The sequence below is a fragment of the Rhodobacter capsulatus genome, from assembly GCF_003254295.1.
Taxonomy (GTDB): Bacteria; Pseudomonadota; Alphaproteobacteria; order Rhodobacterales; family Rhodobacteraceae; genus Rhodobacter; species Rhodobacter capsulatus.
This window is the reverse complement of the sequence record NZ_QKZO01000001.1, coordinates 251,386-271,015: the sequence shown is the minus strand read 5'-3', so window position 1 is coordinate 271,015 and position 19,630 is coordinate 251,386. Positions and strand designations below refer to the sequence as shown.

20 protein-coding genes are annotated in these 19,630 nt (G+C 66.7%); 13 read left to right on the top strand and 7 right to left on the bottom strand.

Features of this window, described 5'->3' with window-relative positions; all coding sequences use genetic code 11:
- Positions 1-18: 18 nt before the first annotated feature.
- Both LY44_RS01310 and LY44_RS01305 read right to left on the bottom strand, forming a co-directional pair.
- On the bottom strand, positions 19-1,449 hold the full coding sequence (locus LY44_RS01310; RefSeq protein WP_055212251.1) for a hypothetical protein: 1,431 nt from the start codon (positions 1,447-1,449) through the stop codon (positions 19-21).
- Positions 1,436-2,368 (bottom strand): hypothetical protein, encoded by a 933-nt coding sequence (locus LY44_RS01305; protein WP_055212254.1) that lies wholly within the window; start codon positions 2,366-2,368, stop codon positions 1,436-1,438. The genes LY44_RS01310 and LY44_RS01305 overlap by 14 nt, the downstream gene beginning before the upstream one ends.
- A 204-nt stretch (positions 2,369-2,572) precedes the next feature.
- Here LY44_RS01305 and thyX point away from each other — a divergent pair, with 204 nt between their 5' ends.
- From thyX to LY44_RS01260, 9 genes are all read left to right on the top strand, one after another.
- Positions 2,573-3,487 (top strand): FAD-dependent thymidylate synthase, encoded by a 915-nt coding sequence (gene thyX, locus LY44_RS01300; RefSeq protein WP_055212256.1) that lies wholly within the window; start codon positions 2,573-2,575, stop codon positions 3,485-3,487.
- A 10-nt stretch (positions 3,488-3,497) separates the two neighbouring features.
- Positions 3,498-4,100, top strand: a complete 603-nt coding sequence (locus LY44_RS01295) for a DUF6338 family protein (RefSeq protein WP_055212258.1) — start codon at positions 3,498-3,500, stop codon at positions 4,098-4,100.
- Between the two features lie 323 nt (positions 4,101-4,423).
- Positions 4,424-4,672, top strand: coding sequence for a molybdopterin converting factor subunit 1 (moaD, locus tag LY44_RS01290; protein ID WP_055212260.1), 249 nt, complete (start codon positions 4,424-4,426; stop codon positions 4,670-4,672).
- Between the two features lies 1 nt (position 4,673).
- Entirely contained in the window at positions 4,674-5,120 is a 447-nt protein-coding gene (locus LY44_RS01285) for a molybdenum cofactor biosynthesis protein MoaE (protein ID WP_055212262.1), read from the top strand.
- An 83-nt stretch (positions 5,121-5,203) separates the two neighbouring features.
- Positions 5,204-5,656, top strand: a complete 453-nt coding sequence (locus LY44_RS01280; RefSeq protein WP_055212264.1) for a formate dehydrogenase subunit gamma — start codon at positions 5,204-5,206, stop codon at positions 5,654-5,656.
- Entirely contained in the window at positions 5,653-7,155 is a 1,503-nt protein-coding gene (locus LY44_RS01275; protein WP_055212266.1) for a formate dehydrogenase beta subunit, read from the top strand. The genes LY44_RS01280 and LY44_RS01275 overlap by 4 nt, the downstream gene beginning before the upstream one ends.
- Positions 7,152-10,028: a formate dehydrogenase subunit alpha gene (fdhF, locus tag LY44_RS01270; protein WP_055212268.1), complete on the top strand. Its 2,877-nt coding sequence runs from the start codon at positions 7,152-7,154 to the stop codon at positions 10,026-10,028. The genes LY44_RS01275 and fdhF overlap by 4 nt, the downstream gene beginning before the upstream one ends.
- Positions 10,025-10,813: a formate dehydrogenase accessory sulfurtransferase FdhD gene (gene fdhD, locus LY44_RS01265; protein ID WP_111395939.1), complete on the top strand. Its 789-nt coding sequence runs from the start codon at positions 10,025-10,027 to the stop codon at positions 10,811-10,813. The genes fdhF and fdhD overlap by 4 nt, the downstream gene beginning before the upstream one ends.
- Positions 10,810-11,025 carry a formate dehydrogenase subunit delta gene (locus LY44_RS01260; protein ID WP_055212270.1) on the top strand — a complete coding sequence of 72 codons (216 nt, stop codon included), beginning with the start codon at positions 10,810-10,812 and terminating at the stop codon, positions 11,023-11,025. The genes fdhD and LY44_RS01260 overlap by 4 nt, the downstream gene beginning before the upstream one ends.
- Positions 11,026-11,041: 16 nt before the next feature.
- Here the strand turns inward: LY44_RS01260 and LY44_RS01255 are convergent, their stop codons facing one another.
- Entirely contained in the window at positions 11,042-11,650 is a 609-nt protein-coding gene (locus LY44_RS01255) for a TetR/AcrR family transcriptional regulator (protein WP_055212272.1), read from the bottom strand.
- A gap of 107 nt (positions 11,651-11,757) precedes the next feature.
- Between LY44_RS01255 and LY44_RS01250 the strand changes: the two genes are divergently transcribed.
- The 3 genes from LY44_RS01250 to LY44_RS01240 are packed head-to-tail and all read left to right on the top strand — an operon-like array spanning position 11,758 to position 13,783.
- On the top strand, positions 11,758-12,435 hold the full coding sequence (locus LY44_RS01250) for a PspA/IM30 family protein (RefSeq protein WP_055212274.1): 678 nt from the start codon (positions 11,758-11,760) through the stop codon (positions 12,433-12,435).
- Between the two features lie 42 nt (positions 12,436-12,477).
- A complete protein-coding gene (locus LY44_RS01245) occupies positions 12,478-12,759 on the top strand; it encodes a YiaA/YiaB family inner membrane protein (protein WP_055212276.1) in 282 nt (93 codons plus the stop codon).
- 46 nt (positions 12,760-12,805) lie between these two features.
- Positions 12,806-13,783, top strand: a complete 978-nt coding sequence (locus tag LY44_RS01240; RefSeq protein WP_055212496.1) for an Lnb N-terminal periplasmic domain-containing protein — start codon at positions 12,806-12,808, stop codon at positions 13,781-13,783.
- On the opposite strand, the gene LY44_RS01235 is transcribed toward LY44_RS01240, so the two are convergent.
- The 4 genes from LY44_RS01235 to LY44_RS01220 are packed head-to-tail and all read right to left on the bottom strand — an operon-like array spanning position 13,780 to position 18,442.
- The gene (locus tag LY44_RS01235; protein WP_055212278.1) at positions 13,780-14,613 is read right to left on the bottom strand and encodes a TIGR03915 family putative DNA repair protein; all 834 of its coding nucleotides are present in this window, start codon (positions 14,611-14,613) and stop codon (positions 13,780-13,782) included. The two genes, LY44_RS01240 and LY44_RS01235, sit on opposite strands and share 4 nt — an antisense overlap.
- Positions 14,613-15,842: a putative DNA modification/repair radical SAM protein gene (locus LY44_RS01230; RefSeq protein WP_055212280.1), complete on the bottom strand. Its 1,230-nt coding sequence runs from the start codon at positions 15,840-15,842 to the stop codon at positions 14,613-14,615. The genes LY44_RS01235 and LY44_RS01230 overlap by 1 nt, the downstream gene beginning before the upstream one ends.
- 36 nt (positions 15,843-15,878) lie before the next feature.
- Entirely contained in the window at positions 15,879-16,472 is a 594-nt protein-coding gene (locus LY44_RS01225) for a response regulator transcription factor (RefSeq protein WP_055212282.1), read from the bottom strand.
- Positions 16,469-18,442, bottom strand: coding sequence for a sensor histidine kinase (locus tag LY44_RS01220; protein ID WP_055212284.1), 1,974 nt, complete (start codon positions 18,440-18,442; stop codon positions 16,469-16,471). Before LY44_RS01220 ends, LY44_RS01225 begins: the two co-directional genes overlap by 4 nt.
- 139 nt (positions 18,443-18,581) lie before the next feature.
- Here LY44_RS01220 and LY44_RS01215 point away from each other — a divergent pair, with 139 nt between their 5' ends.
- On the top strand, positions 18,582-19,583 hold the full coding sequence (locus LY44_RS01215) for a TRAP transporter substrate-binding protein (RefSeq protein ID WP_055212498.1): 1,002 nt from the start codon (positions 18,582-18,584) through the stop codon (positions 19,581-19,583).
- The last annotated feature ends 47 nt before the right edge of the window (positions 19,584-19,630 follow it).

The window sequence follows — 19,630 nt, the reverse complement described above, 5'->3', positions numbered from 1 at the left end:
CCGGCGGGGGCAAGCGCCTCAGAAGGTCGAGCGCCAGCCCACCGCCACCGACAGCTCGGTGCGGCTGAAGCGCGAGACATTGCTCTCCACCTTCACCGCCTGCAGTTTCACCTCGGGCGCGAAGGCGGCGATGCCGAGTTTCGGCACCGTCAGCCCCAGTTCGGCAAAGATCGCATCATCCTGCCGACCGCCTTCGGGATGCAGGAACCCCACCATGTAATCCGGGTAAACCGTGGTCGAGGCCCCGGCGGCCAGGCTGAGCGCCACCGGGCCCAGCTGCGCCCGCGGTTGAAAGCTGGCGCTGCCCGAAAGCGACCAGAGCCGCGCCTGCGACGCCGGGCTGAGCAGGGTGCTGGCCGAAAGACCAAGGCCCCAGCCGCCCTTGGCCGCCGCCCCGCGCAGGCCGAAATCCAGCTGCTGGCGCCGGTCGAGCCGGGCGCGCGCGACCCAGTCGCGGCGTTCATGCGCGGCGCCGAAGGTCAGCTGCAGCCGGTCGTTCAGCCGCTTGCTGCCCGAAAGCGCGAGCCCCTGCCAGTCATAGGCGGGCTGGCCGCCCTGCCACAGCCGCCCGGCCTCGATCTGCGCCGTGCCGAAAAGTCCCGCGCCGAAGCTGCGGCTGTGCTGCAGATGGGTCGCCAGCGAGGCGGTCGAATAGTCGGAATTGCGGATCTCGACCGGGGCAGGGCGGGTGGTGCCCCACCAGTAAGGCGGCGTCGTGGTCGGGCGGCCGTAGAAATCGACCAGCCGGACATAGCCGCTCAGGCCCAGCCGGGTCTGCGAGCGCGCGTCTTCGGCGATCCGCAGGCTGGCCGAGGCATCGGCGGTGCCGACCACCCCGCCCAGCGCCATCGCCTCGTCGCTGAGCACGCCGACCGCATCGAAGCCGTCGATCACGTTGAAACGGTCGTCCGCGCCGCCGTTCACGTTGTTCGAGGGGCGCAGACCCAGTTTCAGGTTGAAGGCCAGCGGGTTGAGCGCGACAAGGCGGCGGTGATCCTGCACGCCGACGGCGCGGGCCCGCGGGTCGGGGGCATATTGCACCGTCTGCCGCGCCCAGAAGGCCGCCGCGCCGAAGCGCTGCTCGGCCAGCGCCGCCTGACCGGCGATCCGGGCGGCCTCGTAATGCTGGCGCGGCGATTGCGCGGCGAAAAAGCTGCGCCGCGCCGCCTTGCGGGCGGTGGCGGTGTCGCCTTCGGCCAGCGCCAGCCGGGCGAAGATGTAATGGCCAAGCGGGTCCTTCGGATCGCGGCGCAAAAGCTCGGTGGCCAGCGCCGCCGCCTCGGGGCCTTGCCGTCCGGCCAGCGCCTGCACCGCGGCCACGCCGATCTGTTCCGCGCTTGCCGCGGAAAGCGGCAGGCGGTGCGGCGGCTCGGCCGCGGCCGGAAGGGCAAGGCCAAGCGCCAGCACCAGCCCCGCGGCGGCGCGGCGTCCCGTTTCAGGGGGCCACATTGTCACAGATCGGCAGCGTGTTGTTCGGACCGCATTGCGTCAGCACGAAAACGCCGTGTTCCTGTTCGTTTTCCAGGGCCTGGTCGTACTCGGTCAGATGCACGAGCCCCGCCACCGAATTCGCATCGGTGCCGCCGAAGATGCCGCCATAGCTGCCGATCGTGCTCAGGGCCGGGTTTTCGGCGCTGCCGGTGAAAGTGCCGTCGGCGGCGATCGTGCCCGGAACAAGGATCACATCGGCCAACGCATAATTCGCATCGACCAGCACCCGGTTCGAAATCGCGCCGTTCACCGTATTGTCGCTGAAGTTCGCGTTGAGGAAGACATCCCCGGTGATCCGGCCCGGTTGCGCCGGAACGTTGACCGGATCGACCGTGCCGCTGATCGGCAACGCCACATCATCCGGCCCGCCGTCGCGCGGCGCATCGATGTTTGTCACCGCGGCATAGGTGCCCGCATAGGAAACCTGCCCGCGCCCCGGGCCGGTACCGATCTCGGGCCGGTCGAAGCCGCCTTCCCGGTCATAGCTGCCGCCGGCATAATAACGGTTGAACTGTCCGCCGTCGCCCACCGTCACCGCCTGCACCGACCCGTCCTCCGAAATCGCCCCCAGCGCGACAAAGAGCCGGTCCAGCGAATCCTCCTGCATGCGGTAGGCGGTATAGCCCGGCACATCGAGCCGGGCATCGCGGTCATAGGTCACCTCGGCCGGGGTGGAATCGAGCAGGTCGATGGTCACCTTCATCGTCGTGCCATCATAGCGGACCGCCTTCAGGTTGTTGCTCAAAGCCTGCGGGATCGCCGTCGTCTCGCCGCCGCCGCCGCCATCCCCACCGTCATCCTTGGGGCCGACGATCGCGGCGCCACTGCAGGCGGCAACCGCCAAGAAGGCCGCAAGCGGCCAAACCCGTCTGATCATTATGTTCGTCTTTCGTTGACTGCTCGTTGCCCCAAAGTTGACGAGAAATCGCAAAAAAGTCAATTTGCAACGGCCCCGCGGCCGGTGCCCCGGGCAAGCGTGCCCCGGCTGCGACAGTGCTGTCCGAGACGCCACCGTATCTCGCGGTTTCGGCGGCTGTCTTTGCCAGATATAGTCGCGGCGATTCTATGCCCGGAGGCCCCCATGTCGCTTACCCCTGACCAGCTCGCCGAGATCGACGCCCAGCGTTCCACGCACCAGACCACGCTGCGCGCCACCTCGGCGGGGATGGAGGCGCGGCTTTACCAGGCCCATCCGGTGCTGGACCACGGGCTGATCCGGGTCATCGACTACATGGGCGACGATGCCGCGATCTGTCAGGCCGCCCGCGTCAGCTATGGCCGCGGCACCAAGGCGGTGTCGGATGACCGCGGCCTGATCCGCTATCTGATGCGGCACTGGCACTCGACCCCCTTCGAGATGTGCGAGGTCAAGTTCCACGTCAAGCTGCCGATCTTTGTCGCCCGGCAATGGATCCGCCACCGCACCGCGAATGTGAACGAATATTCCGCGCGCTATTCGGTGATGGACCGCGAATTCTACATCCCCGCGCCCGAGCATCTGGCGGCGCAATCGGTGGTGAACAACCAAGGCCGCGGTCAGGTTCTGCAAGGCGCCGAGGCGGCCCGGGTGCTCGATCTTCTGCGCGAAGATGCGATGCGCGCCTATGACCATTACGAGGACATGCTGACGCCGGATGCCGACACCGGCAAGCTGGGTCTGGCGCGGGAACTGGCGCGGATGAACCTGCCCGCGAATGTCTATACGCAATGGTATTGGAAGATCGACCTGCACAATCTCTTCCACTTCCTGAGGCTGCGGGCCGACGTGCATGCGCAATATGAAATCCGGGTCTATGCGCAGATCATGGGCGACATCGTGAAGGACTGGGTGCCGCAGGCCTACGAGGCCTTCGAGGATTACCGCCTGGGCGCGGTGAGTGTGTCCGCGAAGGCGAAAGAGGTGTTGAAACGTCGCCTTAAAGGCGAGATAGTCACTGAGGCCAACTCGGGGATGAGCAAAGGCGAGTGGCGGGAGTTTGTTGAGGAATGGGGATGATTTAACACAGATGGCCATCCTGGATGAAATTGGGATTGGGGAGTTGCAAGACGTTCTTGTCGCTGTCGCACTCCTGTCTCCTGGGGTGTTGATTTCATACTTTCGAAATAATTTCGTCACGGGGCGCCATCCGAAGATCGCAGACAGAGCGGTGGAGTTGTTGTTCATCTCCGCCGTGTATTACTCAGTTTTCGGCTCAATTTTTTTCATTATTGGCTATTGGAATTGGTGGTCTCTGTTAGCCCTGTCGTTTGGAATCCCGTCACTTATTGGATTCTTTCTTGGTGCCGCGGCACAAAAGAGGTGGTTTGATAAGTTGTTTGAGCTTTTGGGAATTAATCCAATACATCCCGCCACCACCGGGTGGGACTACATGTTCGGCACTATGCGAAACCCGAAGTGGATAATCGTAACCCTCTCTGATGGAACAAAGGTTCACGGTTGGTTTGATCGAGAATCCGGAGCTTCAACCGATCTCGATCGGCGCGACATATTCATCGCAGATGTCAGGCGTTCAAACTTTGAGCCCTTCGAAGGCGATGGGAGGGCAAGAGGCATATGGTTGCGCGAAGATGAGATCAAGCACATCGAGATAGTTTCAGATGGAGACTAACTATGAGTGAAAAGAAGACTGACCGCGTTATAAACGTTGAAAAGGTCTATCGTCCGAGCAGTGGCGAGAAAACGCCGTCGGGATTGGGGCATGCTCAAAATAGCTACCAAGGTCCTACGGGGTCGGGCTCTCCCAAGAAGCCTCCAAGCTCAGATTCCGCCACCGGCAAACGCAAAGATTGATCGCGTATCCGGGGCGTTCTGTCGCGCTCAGCCGTCGGCGCTTCTCGCCCACCCTCGGGTCGGGCGCTGCCCTCTACCCCCCCCGGTTGCCTCTGCCCCCCGGCCTCGCTACCCTAGACCCGAACCACCACCGGGGGGCACATGCTCGACATCGTCTATTTCGCCTGGGTGCGCGAGCGCATCGGCCTGCCGCGCGAGCGGGTCGAGACCTCGGCCGCCACCGTCCTTGACCTCGTGGCCGAACTGCGCGCCCGCGAACCGCGCTATGAGGCCGCCTTTGCCGATACTTCGGCGCTGCGCGTGGCGCTTGATCAGCAACTGGCCGGTTTCGACTCGCCCTTGGCAGGCGTGCGCGAGGTTGCCTTTTTTCCGCCGATGACAGGGGGCTGAGATGCAGGTTCGGGTGCAGGACGCCGGTTTCGACTTTGGTTCGGAATTGTCCGCCTTTTCCGAAAATCGCGAAAACGTCGGCGCGGTCGTGGGCTTCCTTGGCCTTGTGCGAGACGATACCGGCAATCTCGAGGCGCTGGAGATCGAGCATTACCCCGGCATGTGCGAAAGCGCGATTGCGGCGATGGTCGATCAGGCGCGGGCGCGCTGGGATCTGGCCGATGCGCTGGTCATTCACCGGCACGGGCGGCTGGCGGTGGGTGCGCAGATCATGATGGTGGCGACGGCGGCGCGGCACCGGGTGGCGGCCTTCGAGGCGGCGGAATTCCTGATGGATTATCTGAAATCCCGCGCGCCGTTCTGGAAGAAGGAAGTCAGCCGCGACGGCACCGCCTGGGTTGCCGCCAAGGACATCGACGAGGACGCGCTGAGCCGCTGGCAGGGCTGATCCTTCGCAAAACCGCCATCACCTGTCGGAAACCGCATTGCCTTGTGCGCCCCTTCGTCGCAGGCTGAAGGCGGGAGGACGACATGACCGATACCGCGCGCCTGCGCGCCATTCTTGTGGCCCATCACGGCCGGGAAGGGGCGCTTTTGCCGATCCTGCACGACGTGCAGGCGGCCTTTGGCTTCATCCCCGACGACACCTATGCGCCCATCGCCGCCGAACTGGGGCTGACGCGGGCCGAAGTGGCGGGGGTGGTCGGCTTTTATCACGATTTCCGCAAGGCGCCTGCGGGGCGGCATGTGATCAAGCTTTGCCGGGCCGAGGCCTGTCAGGCGATGGGCGGCGATGCGGTGCAGGCGCGGCTCGAAACGGCGCTGGGGCTGCGGCTGGGGCAAGGCACGGAAGCGGTGACGCTGGAGGCGGTCTATTGTCTGGGCCTGTGCGCCTGTGCCCCCGCGGCGATGGTGAATGACCGGCTGGTCGGGCGGCTGGATGCGGCGGCGGTCGCGGGCATCGTGGCGGAGCTGGGCGCATGAAGATCTGGCTGCCCTGTGATGCCGCCGCCAAGGCCTGCGGTGCCGAGGCGGTGCTGGCCGCGCTGAAGCTGGAGGCCGAAAAGCGCGGTGTGCGGCTCGAGATCGCCCGCAACGGCTCTCGGGGCATGATCTGGCTTGAACCTTTGCTGGAACTTGAAACGCCCGCAGGCCGGATCGGCTTTGGCCCGATGACACCCGCCGATGTGCCCGCGCTGTTCGAGGCCCCCGAGAGCCATCCGAAAGCCCTGGGGCTGGTCGAGGAGATCCCCTTTTTCAAGCGCCAGACGCGGTTGACCTTTGCCCGCTGCGGCAGGATCGAGCCCCTGTCGCTGGCGCAATTCGCCGCCAGTGAGGGCTGGGCCGGTCTGCGCAAGGCGCTGAAGATGACGCCGGCCGAGGTGGTCGAGGAAGTGCTTGCCTCGGGCCTGCGCGGCCGCGGCGGCGCGGGTTTTCCCACGGGGATCAAATGGCGCACCGTCGCCGCGGCGCAGGCCGATCAGAAATACATCGTCTGCAACGTCGACGAGGGCGACAGCGGGTCCTTCGCCGACCGGATGCTGATCGAGGGCGACCCCTTTTGCCTGATCGAGGGCATGGCGATTGCCGGTCACGCGGTCGGCGCTACCCGCGGCTATGTCTACATTCGCTCGGAATATCCGGACGCCATCGCGGTGATGCGCGCGGCGATCGCGATGGCGAGACCCTTCCTGGCCGAAGCCGGGTTCGAGATGGAGGTCCGCGTCGGCGCGGGCGCCTATGTCTGCGGCGAGGAAACCGCGCTGCTGAACTCGCTTGAAGGCAAGCGCGGCACGGTGCGCACGAAACCGCCCTTGCCCGCGCTGAAGGGGCTGTTCGGCAAGCCGACCGTGGTGAACAACCTGCTGTCGCTCGCCGCCGTGCCGTGGATCATCGCGCATGGGGCCAAGGCCTATGAAAGCTTCGGCATGGACCGCTCCCGCGGCACGATCCCGTTGCAGATCGGCGGCAATGTGAAGCGCGGCGGGCTGTTCGAGACCGGCTTTGGCATCACCTTGGGCGAACTGGTCGAGGAGATCTGCGGTGGCACCGCCACCGGCCGTCCGGTCAAGGCGGTGCAGGTGGGCGGCCCCTTGGGCGCCTATCACCCGGTTGCCGACTACCATTTGCCGTTCTGCTACGAAAAATTCGCGGGGCAGGGCGGGTTGGTCGGGCACGCCGGGCTTGTGGTGCATGACGACACCGCCGACATGCTGAAACTCGCCCGGTTTGCGATGGAATTCTGCGCCATCGAATCTTGCGGCACCTGCACGCCTTGCCGCATCGGCGCCGTGAGGGGCGTCGAGGTGATCGACCGCATCGCGGCGGGCGACGCTTCGGCCATGCCGCTGCTCGATGACCTTTGCCAGACGATGAAACTGGGCTCGCTTTGCGCCTTGGGTGGTTTCACCCCCTATCCGGTGCAAAGCGCGATCCGCCATTTCCCCGCCGATTTCCCCTGCGCACGCGAGGCCGCCGAATGAAAGACCTGATCCTTCCCCCGCTGGACTGGACGCAGGACATGGGCACGCCGAAACGCGAGGGCGCGCCGGTGCATCTGACCATCGACGGCGTCGAGATCACCGTGCCTGCGGGCACCTCGGTGCTGCGCGCCGCGGCCGAGGCCGGGATCTCGATCCCCAAGCTTTGCGCCACCGACAGCGTGGAGCCGGTGGGCTCCTGCAGGCTCTGCATGGTCGAGATCGAGGGGATGCGGGGCACGCCGACGTCGTGCACCACCCCGGTTGCGCCCGGGATGCGGGTGCATACGCAGACGCCGCAGCTGCAAAAACTGCGCCGCGGCGTGATGGAGCTTTATATCTCGGACCATCCGCTGGATTGTCTGACCTGCGCGGCGAATGGCGATTGCGAGCTGCAGGACATGGCGGGTGCGGTCGGCCTGCGCGAGGTCCGCTATCAGGCGAAGGACACCCATTTCGCGCGCCGCGATGCCACGGGGCCGAACCCGCTCTATATCCCGAAAGACAACTCCAACCCCTATTTCAGCTATGATCCGGCGAAATGCATCGTCTGCATGCGCTGCGTCCGGGCCTGCGAGGAGGTGCAGGGCACGTTCGCGCTGACGGTGATGGGCCGCGGCTTTGAGGCCCGGATCTCGCCCGCGGCGCCCGATTTCCTGTCCTCGGATTGCGTTTCCTGCGGCGCCTGCGTGCAGGCCTGCCCGACCGCGACCTTGGTTGAAAAATCGGTCGAACAGATCGGCACGCCGGAACGGAAAGTCGTCACCACCTGCGCCTATTGCGGCGTCGGTTGCAGCTTCGAGGCGCATATGCTGGGCGATCAGCTGGTGCGCATGGTGCCCTGGAAGGGCGGCGCGGCGAACCGGGGCCATTCCTGCGTCAAGGGCCGCTTCGCTTACGGCTATGCGACGCATCGCGACCGCATCCTGAAACCGATGATCCGCGACAGGATCACCGACCCCTGGCGCGAGGTGAACTGGACCGAGGCGCTTGAGTTCACCGCCACCCGGCTGCGGGCGCTGCGCGACAGCCACGGCGCCGATGCCCTGGGCGTCATCACCTCCTCGCGCTGCACGAACGAGGAAACCTATCTGGTGCAAAAGCTGGCCCGCGCGGTCTTTGGCACCAACAACACCGACACCTGCGCGCGGGTCTGCCATTCGCCCACCGGCTACGGGTTGAAACAGACCTTCGGCACCTCTGCGGGCACGCAGGATTTCGACTCGGTCGAAAAGACCGATCTGGCGCTGGTGATCGGGGCGAACCCGACCGATGGGCACCCGGTCTTCGCAAGCCGTCTGCGCAAGCGGCTGCGGGCGGGGGCGAAGCTCATTGTTGTCGATCCGCGCCGGATTGATCTGCTGGAGACGCCACACCGGGGCGAGGCCTGGCATCTGCAGCTGAAGCCCGGGACGAACGTGGCCGTCCTGACCGCGATGGCGCATGTGATCGTGACCGAACAGCTTTTCGACAGCCGCTTCATCAAGGATCGGTGCGACTGGGATGAATGGGCCGATTACGCCGACTTCGTCGCCAACCCCGACTATGCGCCCGAGGCGGTGGAAAGCCTGACCGGCGTTCCGGCCGAAACCCTGCGCGCGGCGGCCCGGGCCTATGCGGCGGCGCCCAATGCCGCGATCTACTATGGTCTGGGCGTGACCGAGCATAGCCAGGGCTCGACCACCGTCATCGCGATTGCGAACCTCGCGATGATGACCGGCAATATCGGCCGGCCCGGCGTCGGCGTGAACCCGCTGCGCGGGCAGAACAACGTTCAGGGCAGCTGCGACATGGGCAGTTTCCCGCATGAATTCCCGGGCTATCGGCATGTGTCCGACGATGCCACGCGGGGTCTGTTCGAGCGCACCTGGGGGGTGACGCTGTCTTCGGAACCCGGGTTGCGCATTCCGAACATGCTCGATGCCGCGGTCGAGGGGCGGTTCAAGGCGCTTTACGTTCAGGGCGAGGATATCCTGCAATCGGACCCCGATACGCGGCATGTCTCGGCGGGCCTCGCGGCGATGGATCTGGTGATCGTGCATGATCTTTTCCTGAACGAGACCGCGAATTACGCCCATGTCTTCCTGCCCGGCTCGACCTTTCTGGAAAAGGACGGCACCTTCACCAATGCGGAACGCCGCATCAACCGGGTGCGCCGGGTGATGGCGCCGAAGGCGGGCTTTGCCGATTGGGAAGTGACGCAGATGCTGGCGAATGCGCTGGGGGCGGGCTGGCATTACACCCATCCTGCGGAGATCATGGCCGAAATCGCCGCGACGACGCCGGGCTTTGCGAGCGTCACCTATGAGATGCTCGACGCCCGCGGCTCGGTGCAATGGCCCTGCAACGATCAGGCGCCCGAGGGCTCGCCGATCATGCATGTCGAAGGCTTCGTGCGGGGGCGCGGCCGGTTCATCCGCACCGCCTATCTGCCGACCGACGAAAAGACCGGGCCGCGGTTCCCGCTTTTGCTGACGACCGGGCGGATTTTGAGCCAGTACAACGTCGGGGCGCAGACGCGGCGGACGGAAAACACCGTCTGGCATGGCGAGGATCGGCTGGAGATCCACCCGAGCGATGCCGAGACGCGCGGCATCCGCGACGGCGACTGGGTGCGGCTGGCGTCCCGCGCCGGGGAAACCGCGCTGCGGGCGAGGGTGACGGATCGGATCTCGCCCGGCGTCGTCTACACCACCTTCCACCACCCCGACACGCAGGCGAATGTGGTCACCACCGACAATTCCGACTGGGCGACGAACTGCCCGGAATACAAGGTGACGGCGGTGCAGGTGGCGGCGTCGAACGGGCCCTCGGACTGGCAGCGGGACTATGCGGTGCAGGCCGCCGCCGCGCGGCGGATCGAGGCGGCCGAATGAGCCTGCCCGCCGGGGCGGTCACGGTCCGCCTGCCCGGTGGCGGCGGGGCGGTTCTGGCCGAGGAAGTGCCGGTGGCGCTGGTCTTTGAGGGGGTGACGCAGGCGGTGATGATGGCCTCGCCCACCGATCTTGCGGACTTTCTTTTGGGCTTTGCCCTGACCGAGGGGATGATTGCCGAGCGCGCGGAGCTTTTGCGCCATGAGGTGGTGCGGCAACCGCAGGGGATCGAGGTTCGGGGCTGGCTGGCGGCCCCGGCCGGGCAGCGCTTTGCCGCGCGGCGGCGGGCGATGGCCGGTCCGGTCGGCTGTGGGCTTTGTGGCCTCGACAGCCTTGCGGCTGTGTTGCGCCCGCTGCCGCGGGCGCCCCGGGGCGGGGGCGCCAAGCTGGCGCTTGGCGCCCCCGCCCCTTTGGCCGATGGCGCGCTTGCGGCCCTGCGGGCGGGGCAGGTCTTGCAGGATGCGGTCCGCGCCGTGCATGCGGCGGGGTTCTGGGACGGCGCGAAGATGCTGATGCTGCGCGAGGATGTCGGGCGACACAATGCGCTCGACAAGCTGGCGGGGGCGCTGGCGGGGCAGGGGATCGATGCGGCGGCGGGGGCTTTGGTGCTGACCTCGCGGCTGTCGGTCGATCTGGTGCAGAAGGCGGCGATGATCGGCGCGCGGCTGCTGATCGCGGCTTCGGCACCGACGGCGCTGGCCGTGGCCGAGGCGCAGGCCGCGGGCCTTGCGCTGATCGCCCGCGGCCCCGACGGGCCGACCCTTTACACGGACACGGAGGCAGAATGAGCGACGACAAGATCATCCGGATGGCGAACCAGATCGCCGCCTTTTTCGCGGTGCAACCGGGCGACGGGGCCGGACCCGTCGCCGCGCATATTTCCGAAAACTGGTCACCCCCGATGCGGGCGGCGCTGCTGGCGCATGTCGCGGCGGGCAGCCCCGGGCTTGATCCGCTGGTCATCGCCGCCGCGCCGCAGATCCGCCCGGTCGGCGCGTGAACGCTTCCCCCAGCGCTTAACGCGCAAGCGCGGCCGCCCCGGCGGTCATCGTTTCGACCAGGGCCGCCACCTCGGCGCGCAGGCTTTGCAAGGGCAGGCCGACAAACCGGCCCTGCAGCGCCAGATGCACGACGCCATGCACCGCGGCAAAGGTGGTGCGGCCGCGCAGCACCAGCGCCTCGCCGCTCAGATCGGGGCGCAACGCCGCCAGATGCGGCGCGATCACCGTCAGCAAAACCGCGTGTTCCTGCCGGTGCCAGTCGGGAAAGTCGCGCCCCTCGGGCAGGCGATGCTCGAAGAGCGCCAGCCACAAGGCCCGGTTTTCCAAAGCGAAATCGATGTAACGCGCGGCCAGCGCCTGCAATGCCGCCTCTGGCCCCGCGGCGCCCGCCATCGCCTCGGACAGGCTCGCACCGAGCCGCGCCAGGGTGCGCGAATTCACCTCGACCACCAGCATGTCGAGATCTTCGACCGCCGTGTAAAGCGCGCCAAGCGCACAGCCCGCCCGCGCCGTCACCGCCCGCGCCTTCAGCCCCGCCAGACCATGTTCGGCGATCTCGGCCTCGGCCGCCGCAATCAGCCGGGCCTTCAGATCGGCTTTCTTCTCCTCGCGATTCTGTCCCATCCGGCCCCCGATCGTTTGTGTGAACAATGTTCAAAAATATCTTGAACGGCGTTCACGACTCTGGCATACAGTCTCCATGAACAACGTTCATAACGAGGAGGACGCCGATGTTCAAGAGGATCACCACCCTGATCCGGGCCGGAGCCGCCGATGCGGAGGAGGCTTTCACCGATGCGCAGGCGCTGACGATCCTGCGTCAGCAGCTGCGCGACGCGGCCGAGGGGTTGGAGGGGGCGAAACGCGCCGTGGCCGTGGTGATGGCTTACGCCGCGCGCGAGCAGCAATCGGCGGCGCGGATCGCGGGACAGATCGCCGATCTGGAAACCCGGGCGCTGGCGGCCTTGGGGCGGGGCCGCGAGGATCTGGCGACAGAAGCTGCCACGGCCATCGCCGATTTGCAGGCCGAAGCCGAAGCCACCGCCCGCGCCATCGCGCATTACGACGCCGAGACGCGGCGGCTGCGCGAGACGGTGAACCTTGCCGAACAGCGCTTGCGGGCGCTGCAGCGGGGCAGGCAGATCGCCGATGCCGCCAGCCGCACGCATAAGCTGCGCGGCACGCTGCCCGACGGGGTGACGGCCTCGCTGACCGAGGCCGAAGCGACGCTGGCGCGGCTGCAGGCGCGGCAATCCCATGCCGAAGCGGTCGAGAGCGCGATGAGCGAGCTTGGCCGCGCCGCCTCGGCCGAGGCGACGGTGGCCCGGCTTGCCGCGGCGGGCTGCGGCGCGGCCCTGCGCCACGAGGCGGCGCAAGTGCTGGCCCGGCTGCGCGAAAAATCGCTCTGACGCCTGCCCCCGGACATTGAATCTCAACCAAGGATCGACATCATGACCACCTATGCCCCGAAAGTCTCGAACGCCTGGAACCTGTTCACCTATGTCATGTTCACCATCGCCGCGGTGATGATGGCCGGGGGGATCTGGTCGCTGGAAGCGAGCTTTTCCGCCAAGGGCTATTATGCGATGTCTGCGCTGATGCTTGTCTACACCACCGCGGCGCTGTCGAAAGCCTTGCGTGACAAGGAGGAAGCGGACCGGATCTACAACAAGCTGGAAGAGGCCCGGACCGAGCGTCTTTTGGCCGAAGCCTCGGGCAAGACGAGCCTGTAACGGAGCCGGGCGGGGGCACCCCGCCCATCCCCCAAGGAGAACCATGATGATCCGTCTGTTGCATGTTCTGGGCCATGTCCTTGTCGTCGGGCTGATCCTGGCGGGCACCGCCTGGGCCGTCACGGCGGTCTGGCTGCAGCTCTCCGGTCCCGTGCGCCTGATCGCGCTGGCGCTTCTGGGTCTGACGGCGCTCTCTGCGCTTGGGCTCTGGTTTGGCGATCACCGCGGGCTGGCGCTGGCGCTGGTCGGGCTGGCCGCGGTCACGGTGGGCCTCTGGTATCACACGATCACGCCGCGGCAGGACCGCGACTGGGAGATCGACGTCGCCCGGGGCGTGACCGCGCGGATCGAGGGAGAGCGGGTGACGCTGTCGAACATCCGCGATTTCGACTGGACATCGGAGACCGAGGCGACACCGCGCTGGATCTCGCAAGAATATGACCTGTCGAAACTGGACAGTCTCGACATGTTCACCTCGGTCTGGTCGCGCCCCGATATCGCGCATCTGCTGGTCAGTTTCGGCTTCTCGACCGGCCAGCATGTGGTGTTCTCGGTCGAGATCCGCCGCGAGAGGGGCGAAAAGTTCAACGAGATCGGCGGCTTCTTCCGGCAGTTCGAACAGGTGCTGATCGCGGCGACCGAAGATGACATCGTCAAGCTGCGCACCAATTACCGCAAGGAACAGGTGCGGCTTTATCCGGTCGATCTGACGCCCGGGCAGATCCGGGACATGTTCCTGTCCTATCTTGCGCTGGCGCAGGAGCTGGAACAGGAGCCCAGATTTTACAATACGCTGACCTCGAATTGCACCACCGCGGTCTGGCAGCTGGCGCGCAGGCTGAAACCCGATCTGCCGCTTGACCGGCGTCTGGTGCTGTCGGGCCGTCTGCCCGATTACCTGACCGATCTGGGGCTGATCGCGGCGGTCCCGGCCGCCGAACGCGACGCGGCGGCGCTGATCACCCCGCTCGGGCAGCGCCATCACGGCACGAAACCCTTTTCCGATCTGATCCGGGGCCGCTAGCTCCTGCCCGCAGGCGCTTTCCGGCGCAGCCGGGGACCGGGCAGGGTGGCGGGCAGGGCGGTGCCGGGGTCGTGCATCGCCCGCACCCGGGTCTCGGCGGCCCGGATCAGCCCGGGGATCAGATCGGCCTCGGGCAGGTTCTTCCAGTATTTCTGCGGCATATGCGATTTCATCGCGCGCACCATCAGCCGCGCCGGGTTGAAGATCGCGGCGAAATAGACCCGCCACAGCTCCTCGGCCGCGTCTTCGGGCGGTGGTTGCCTGGCCTCGGTCTCGGTGATCCGCATCTCTCCGTCTTCACAGCTGGCTGTCAGAGTTGGCGTTGCGATCAGCCAGTCCATGTCGCCAAACCGGCGGGCAAAGAACGGCGCGGCGGCCTCCAGAATGGGGTGCTCCGGCTCGAACCAGGCGGCAAAGGCGCGCCGGTTCGCCCCGGGCGGCGTCACCTCGCGAAAGCGCACGAAACCATGCATCTTGTGGATCTCGCGTCCGACCGCCTTTTGCTGATCGAGAAGCCGCCGCAAGGCCGGGTCGGACCGATCCCCCCAGCGCAGCTCCCGGCGCGAGAGCCGCAGCACCAGCGCATGGGCGCGGGAAAACCGCTCGGGGTCACTGTGCATCAAGGCCATCTCGATCCCTTCCACCGCCTCGCGCGAGAGCATGAGCCGCGTCGGCGCAGCGGGCCGCGGGGGGGCTGCGGCGAAGAGATCGGGCGCCGTTTCGCCCACCGACCAGATCACCGCTGCCGGATCGATGCCCGCGGCGGCCAGACGGCGCACCTGCTGCCGCCAGGCGGCCACGGTGCCGATGCGTGGCAGGGTGATCTGCATCAAAAGAGGCTCAGCTGTTCCGGCGCGGGGGCAAAGCGCGCGCGCAGATTGGCGTCATCGGGCAGCGCGCGGGGCGACCAGCCGGGCAGGGTGATGAAGGGCTCGGCATGTTTCAGCACGCAACCGATGGCCAGCAGGTCTTCGTAACGCAGCGTCCGGTGACGCCGCGCCGTCACGATGCGCTCGACACTGCGCGGACCGATGCCGGGGATGCGCAACAGCATCTCGCGCGCAGCGCGGTTCACATCGACCGGAAACAGCGCCCGATGCGCCAGCGCCCAGGCCAGTTTCGGGTCGATCTGCAGATCGAGCATGCCGGTCGGCGGGGCAATCTCGGTCGCGTCAAAGCCGTAGTTCCGCATCAGCCAATCGGCCTGATAGAGCCGATGTTCACGCACCAGCGGCGGCTGGATCAGGGGCAGCATCCTTGACGCATCGGGGATCGGCGAAAACGCCGAGTAATAGACGCGCCGCAGCGCGAAGCTGTTGTAAAGGCTAGAGGATCTGCGCAGGATCTCGCCATCGGTCGCGGCATCGGCACCAACGATCATCTGCGTCGATTGCCCGGCGGGCGCAAAGCGCGGCGCCCGCGTGCCGCGCGCGGTGCGATCCCGGGCGGCCTCGCCGCGGGCCTTCACCTCGGCCATCGCGCCGTGGATCGTCTTGACCGATTTCTCCGGCGCCAGCTGCGTCAGCGCGGCCTCGGTCGGCAGTTCGACATTGATCGAGAGCCGGTCGGCCCATGTCCCCGCCTCGGCAATCAGTTCGGGCGCGGCATCGGGGATGGTTTTCAGATGGATGTAGCCACGGAAATGCTCGCGCTCGCGCAGGGTGCGGGCTACGCGGACCATCTCGGCCATCGTCTCGTCGGGCGAGCGGATGATGCCCGAGGACAGAAACAGCCCCTCGATATAGTTGCGCCGGTAGAATTCCAGCGTCAGGCTGACGACCTCTTCGACGCTGAACCGCGCCCGTTCGACCCGGCTGGAGACCCGGTTGATGCAGTAAGCACAGTCGTAGATGCAGAAATTCGTCAGCAGCACTTTCAGCAGCGAGATGCAGCGGCCATCGGGCGCCCAGGCGTGGCAGATCCCCGCGCCGGTGGTCGAGCCGATCCCCTTGCCATCGCGCGAGCCGCGCCGTTCGCCGCCCGACGACGCGCAGGAGGCGTCATATTTCGCGGCGTCGGCCAGAATCGACAGTTTCTCGGGCAGGGTGCGCTGAACCATATGTTCACATTATGTTCACGCCCTGCCGAAATCAAGTCAGGTCATCCGGGCCAGATCGGCGATGTTGCGCGCCCCCATCTTCGCCAGCACGCGCGAGCGATGCACCTCGACCGTCCGCATGGCGATGCCCAGCCGTTCGGCGATCTGCTTGTTCATCAGCCCTTCCAGCATCAGCCCCATCACCTCGGCCTCGCGCGCCGACAGGCTGGCCTGCCGCGCCGCCACCGCCTCGCGCGCCTGCACCTCGGCCAGACGGCCCGCGTGGGCCGCGATCGCGGCCAGGGCAATGTCGACGATGTGGTTGTCGTTGAAGGGTTTTTCGACGAAGTCAAAGGCCCCCGCCTTCAGTGACTGCACTGCCAGCGGCACATCGGCATGGCCGGTCAGAAAGATCACCGGCGGCACCAGCCCCTCGGGGCGCGCCTGCAGCGCATCCAGCAGCTGCGGCCCCGACATCCCCTCCATCCGCACGTCGAGAATCAGACAGCCGCAATCGGCAAGCGGCCATTCCGCCAAGAGATCCGCCCCCGAGGCCCAGGTCCGCGTGGCAATCGCGCGCGAGGCGAACAGAAACCCCAGACTGTCGCGCAGGCTTTCCTCGTCATCGACGATATGAACGGTGAAACTCATGCCGGGGCCTCCTCCTGCGGGACGGGCAGGGTGACGGTGAAGACGGTGCCGCCGCCGGTGCGGGGGCCGTGCGACAGGCTGCCATGATGCATCTCGACGATCGAGCGGCAGATGTTCAGCCCCATTCCCATGCCTTCGGATTTGGTCGAGGTGAAGGGGTCGAAAAGACTGGCCGCGACGGCATCGGAAATGCCCGGGCCGCGGTCCATCACCCCGATGGTGACCGTGGCGCCCGCGCGGGCCAGCCGCACGGTCAGGTCGTCGCCGGTGCGGGGGCCCTCGGCCATCGCCTCGACGCCGTTGCGGATCAGATTGACCAGCACCTGTTCGATCAGGATGCGGTCGGCCTGCACCCCGGGGATGCGGCCCTCGATCAGCGAGGCGAGCTTCACCCGATGTTCGCGCGCGACGGGGGCGGTGATGGCCAGCGCCTCGGCCAGCACCTCGGACAGGTCAAGCGGCGCCAGCTGCGGCGTGCGCTTCTTCACGAAATCCTGCACCCGGCGGATCACCAGCCCGGCACGCCGCGCCTGCGCCCCCATTTTTTCAAAGGCTTGCCGCAGCATGCCCAGGTTCGGCTCGGGCTGGTCGAACAGATTGAGCCCCCCGGCGGCATAAGAGGCAATGGCGGCAAGCGGCTGGTTCAGCTCATGCGCAAGGGTCGAGGCCATCTCGCCCAGGGTCACCAGCCGCCCGGTGCGGGCCAGGCTTTCGTCCTGCGCGCGCGCCAGCCGTGCCGCCTGTTTCGCCTGGGTGATGTCGATCACCGAGCCCATCCAGCCGCGATGCTTGCCGCCCGCGTCGATCAGCGGCGCCTCGAAGACCTGCACTTCAATCTCGGAGCCGTCCGAGCGGCGGAACCGGGTTTCAAAGGCCTGCGGCACCGGCTGCCCCTCGATCAATTGCCGTTGCCGGGCGAGGGTCTCCTCCAGGATGTCGGGCGCCCAATAGGGCATCGGCTGCGGGCGCCCCACCAGATCCTCGGCCGCCAGCCCGACCAGCTTGCAAAAGGCGCCGTTCACATAAAGGATGCGCCCCGAGAGATCCTTGGCCCGCATCCCCACGGTCAGGCTTTCCTCCATCGCGCGGCGAAAGGCCATTTCGGCGCGCAGCCGGTCCTCGGCCATGCGGCGGCGCAGGGCGTTCCTGTGCAGCACCACCATCGCCAGCACCGCAAAGACCGAAAGCGCCCCGATCGCCGCCAGAAGGGCTGCATTGCCAAAGGCATCGGGGGCGTCATAGGCCATGATCTCCAGCGTCGTTCCCGCCAGCGGCGGATCGAAGCTGATGCCGTGCCGCGGCGCCTCGGCGGCGATCGGGCGGCGGGCGCGCTCGGCTAGCACCCCCGAAGTGTCGGAAATCCGCACCCCGTATTGTTCCGCGATCCACCAGGGCAGATGGCGTTCGAGCATCATCGGCAGCGACACCGTCGCCACCACCACGCCCCCCGAGGCCGAAACCCGTTCCGCCAGCACCACCCGGCCGTCCTGCACCGGCCCATAGACCGGCCGCGGCGGCAGCGCCCCCGAGGCGAGCAGCTGTTGCGCCAGCGTCGCCTCGGCCGCCCCCGGGCCTTCGGGCACGGCGGCGACCAGACGGCCCGTCGCATCATACCAGCGCAGGCCCAGCGTTTCCGGGTTCGCCGCCAGATGCAGCCGGGCCCGGGCCGACAAGGCCTGTTGCGAGGCCCCGGCGCTGGCGTCCAGCGCCAGCCGCACCAGCACATCCTCGTCCACCGCCATCTGAAAGCGCAGCGTCTGTTCGACCCACAGCGCATCGGTGGCCAGTTTCGCCCGGGCGCGGCTGGCATCGGATTGCGCGACGGCAAACAGCAGCGCGCCCACCAGCGTCATCAGCGCGACGATCGCCACCAGCGGGATCAGCGCCAGAAGGTCGAGCTTGCGCGCGCCAAGAAGGCCCGGAACGGTCCAGACCGCGTCCCCCGCAGGGCCGCCCATGGTGTCGCGCAGCTTGGAAATGGCACATCCCTCCCGTTCGTTTGGTCATAACATGTCTTTCGATTGCGGAAAGCCGCAATAGCGTTGCGCAAGATTCTTGCGCATGAAAGCCGCGGCCCGCCGTGGAGAGCGGGAACCGGAGGAGAATCACATGTTGACCCGTCGTATTCTGGGCGCCCTTGTCGGTGCCACCGCGCTGAGCCTTGCGCTCTCGGTCCCCGCGCTCGCCGAGCCGATCGTGATCAAGTTCAGCCATGTCGTCGCCCCCGACACGCCCAAGGGCAAGGGCGCCACGAAATTCGAGGAACTGGCCGAGAAATACACCAACGGCGCGGTGGATGTGGAAGTCTATCCGAACAGCCAGCTTTACAAGGACAAGGAAGAGCTCGAGGCGCTGCAACTGGGCGCCGTGCAGATGCTCGCCCCCTCGCTGGCGAAATTCGGCCCGCTTGGCGTGCAGGATTTCGAGGTTTTCGACCTGCCCTATATCTTCAAGGATTACGACGCGCTGCACACGGTCACGCAAGGCGACGTGGGCAAGATGCTTTTGTCGAAACTGGAAGCCAAGGGCATCACCGGGCTGGCCTTCTGGGACAACGGCTTCAAGATCATGTCGGCGAACAGCCCGCTGATGACGCCCGATGATTTTCTCGGCCTGAAGATGCGGATCCAGTCCTCGAAAGTGCTGGAAGCCGAGATGAACGCGCTGGGCGCCGTGCCGCAGGTCATGGCCTTCTCGGAAGTCTATCAGGCGCTGCAGACGGGCGTTGTCGACGGCACCGAAAACCCGCCCTCGAACATGTTCACGCAAAAGATGAACGAGGTGCAGAAACACGCCACGATCTCGAACCATGGCTATCTGGGCTATGCGGTGATCGTGAACAAGCAGTTCTGGGACGGCCTGCCCGCCGATGTCCGCACCGGTCTTGAAAAGGCGATGGCGGAATCGACCGATTACGCGAACGGCATCGCCAAGGAAGAGAACGAGGCGGCCCTGCAGGCGATGAAAGACGCCGGCAAGACCGAATTCCACGAGCTGACCGCGGAAGAACGCGCCGCCTGGGAAGAAGTTCTGACCCCGGTGCATGACGAAATGGCCGGCCGCATCGGCGCCGAGACCATCGCCGCCGTCAAGGCCGCGACGGCGGAATAAGACCTTCGGGCGGCTCCAAGCGGGGCCGCCCTTTCCCTTTCCTTTCA